Here is a 2775-nt window from a genome sequence, read left to right on the forward strand (position 1 = left end):
ACGACTTGAGCTCGGCGTACTGGGCACCGGCCCCGCTGCGGCCTGCGCACTGCCATCGCGCTGATCACGGCACCAGTGACCTGCCCCCAGCAACCACGCGAGCGCGGATACAGCGTGTTTGTTGACGAGCGCTTCGAACCCTATGCTGACCAGTGGGCGTATCTGGCAGCCGTTCGGATGGACGGGCGCGACATCGAGGGCGTGATTTTCCGTGCCACGGGCCGTGCCCATCCGCTCGATGTCGCGTTCATCGCCGAAGAGGATCAGGTCGAGCCGTGGAAGCCACCGCCTGCGCTGCCGAAACGATTGGCCGGACCAATGCCGACATCGCTCACGTTGACGCGCGCGAACCAACTCTATTTCGAGAAGGAACAGCTTCCCCAGGCGCTGCTCAATCGTCTCATCCGGTTGGCAGCCTTCCAGAATCCGGAGTTCTACCGAGCCCAGGCACGTGGTTTCAGCGTGTGGGACAAGCCTCGCATCATTGGCCGGGCCGAAAATTGCCCGCGCCATATAGCGTTGCCGCGCGGCTGTCTCGACGACGTCGTGACACTGCTGCGCGATAACGACATCGCCTGCGACCTCCGCGACGCGCGTTGCGCTGGCGAGCCGATCGTCGCCTCTTTTGTCGGTACGCTCCGCGATGACCAGCAGACGGCCGTGACCGATCTGCTGCAGCACGACATCGGCATCCTGCATGCGCCGACAGCATTTGGAAAAACCGTGACGGCGGCCGCGATGATTGCCCGGCGCGGCATCAACACGCTCGTGCTTGTGCATCGCCGGGAGCTGCTTGATCAGTGGCGCGAACGCCTGCAGTCGTTTCTCGGGCTCGATCCAAAGCAGATCGGTACGATCGGCGGCGGCAAGTCGAAGGCGACAGGCAAGATCGATGTCGCGATGCTGCAATCGGTGGCCCCCAATGGTACTCGCGGAGAGTTGCTGCGGTGTTACGGCCAGGTCATCGTCGACGAATGTCACCACGTCTCCGCGGATTCCTTCGAGGCGGTACTCAAGGCTGTTCAGGCGCATTACGTGCTGGGCCTGACCGCGACGCCCGTGCGGCGCGACAGCCAGCAACCGGTGATGTTTATGCTGTACGGGCCGATCCGGCACGTGGCGCAGTCGCCAGCCAACGCGCCGCAGGGGCTCGAGGTCTTCCCGCAAAGGCTTGCTGCTGCGGTGGGGGTCGCGGACGATGCGCCAATCCAGACAGTGTTCGCACATCTCGCCCAGGACACGCCGCGGTCACAGATGATCGCAGCAGCCGTTTGTGAACAGTACAGACAGGGGCGCCACGTGTTGGTGCTCACCGAGCGGACGGACCATCTCGAAAGCCTGCAGCTGTTTCTGGAGGGTACGGTGCAGTCCCTGTTTGTTCTGCACGGACGGCTCGGCAGAAAAGCGCGCGCCGCGCAACTGACCGCCCTTGACGCGCTGGCCAGTGATGCGCCGCGCGTCGTGCTCGCGACTGGCAGGCTGGTTGGGGAAGGTTTCGACCACCCGGCGCTGGAAACGTTGGTGCTGGCTATGCCGGTCGCATGGAAAGGCACCTTGCAGCAGTACGCCGGTCGACTTCACCGAGAGCATGCGGGTAAGATCGGTGTGCGCGTCCTCGATTACGTGGACGGCGGCCATCCGGTGCTGCTGCGTATGTGGGAGAAGCGTCAGCGTGGCTATCGAGCGATGGGATACCAGATGTGCATGCCTGGACAGGAACTTCAGCTCACGCTTGCCTGAAAATCACAAAGCCTCGCCGATTGGATCTCAATACGGGATGACGAATTCGTGCGCTCGCCGACGAGCTCGAATGGTCGTATGGCCGGCGCAAACTTCGGGGGCGTGCATCAATCAAGCGGAACGAAACGATGAATAAAGCAAGCGCGGGCAAAACCGAAAAGATATCGGAGACGATCCTGTACTTTGGCGAGCCACTGTTATCCGAGGCCATTACCGAAGAGACGCCGATCGCCGTGGTGCGTGAGATATACAAGCTGGTTGTGCTCGTCTGGAACGCGCACGTTGCGGCCACCTCCCACTGGGGTGACTCCAGTTATCTACAGATGTTGCAGCAGTTGGCCGCTTCGCCGCAGATGCCCTCGGAAGGGCGTGCATGGATCAAGAGGCTTTCGAATCGCTGGCGGGAGGAATTCACCGACGCCAAGTACTGTGTTGGCCATTGGCATGTCAAAATCAAAGACGACGATACCCTGAGCTTTTTCTGCGACGCCAGGGAAGCGCCGCGGCAATAACCTTTCGGTGACGCAAATTACAGCCTCAACGGTGACGACGCTACCACATATCCGCGCCGCTGCCAACCAAGCTTCACGACGGTACTGGAGTTTCCTCGGGCTACGACCGTGCACATACGGATCTGAAAAACTTCGCGTCCCATGGCCCTGGTCAGAATTTTAAATTCCTATTTCAAATCATTGACTTAGAAGCTGTTGCGAAATTACGGATTAGGTCTATTAACTTTTTCGAGAGGGTGTTAATTTTCTGACTTGTTTTGCCGGCCAGGAAACGATGCCCAAAGAACTGATAGACGACGAGCTGTGGTCACTCATCGAACCTCTACTGCCGAAGCGGGCACCACGGAGCCGCCGATACGCGGGGCGCAAGCCGACGCCGGACCGAGCGGCGTTGACCGGCATCGTATTCGTGCTGCGCTCGGGCATCGCCTGGAATCTGCTGCCGGAAGAAATGGGCTGCGGCTCAGGCACGGCGTGCTGGCGGCGGCTGGTGGCGTGGCAAGAGGCCGGTGTCTGGCAACGC

3 protein-coding genes are annotated in these 2775 nt (G+C 61.0%); all 3 read left to right on the top strand.

Annotation, left to right across the window (positions count from 1 at the left end; genetic code table 11):
• Positions 1 to 114 precede the first annotated feature (114 nt).
• Positions 115 to 1740, top strand: coding sequence for a DEAD/DEAH box helicase family protein (locus tag DID99_RS36235; protein WP_311767514.1), 1626 nt, complete (start codon positions 115 to 117; stop codon positions 1738 to 1740).
• Between the two features lie 128 nt (positions 1741 to 1868).
• A complete protein-coding gene (locus tag DID99_RS36240; RefSeq protein WP_124668693.1) occupies positions 1869 to 2252 on the top strand; it encodes a hypothetical protein in 384 nt (127 codons plus the stop codon).
• 274 nt (positions 2253 to 2526) lie between these two features.
• A partial coding sequence (locus DID99_RS36245; RefSeq protein ID WP_148094705.1) for a transposase occupies positions 2527 to 2775 on the top strand: 249 nt, incomplete at its 3' end.

It is taken from the genome of Burkholderia sp. Bp8986, from assembly GCF_003854225.1.
GTDB lineage: Bacteria > Pseudomonadota > Gammaproteobacteria > Burkholderiales > Burkholderiaceae > Burkholderia.

What these genes read in the sequence shown, in the direction of transcription:
- DID99_RS36240 (WP_124668693.1), top strand. Translation starts at nt 1,869, where the DNA reads ATGAATAAAGCAAGCGCGGGCAAAACCGAAAAGATATCGGAGACGATC.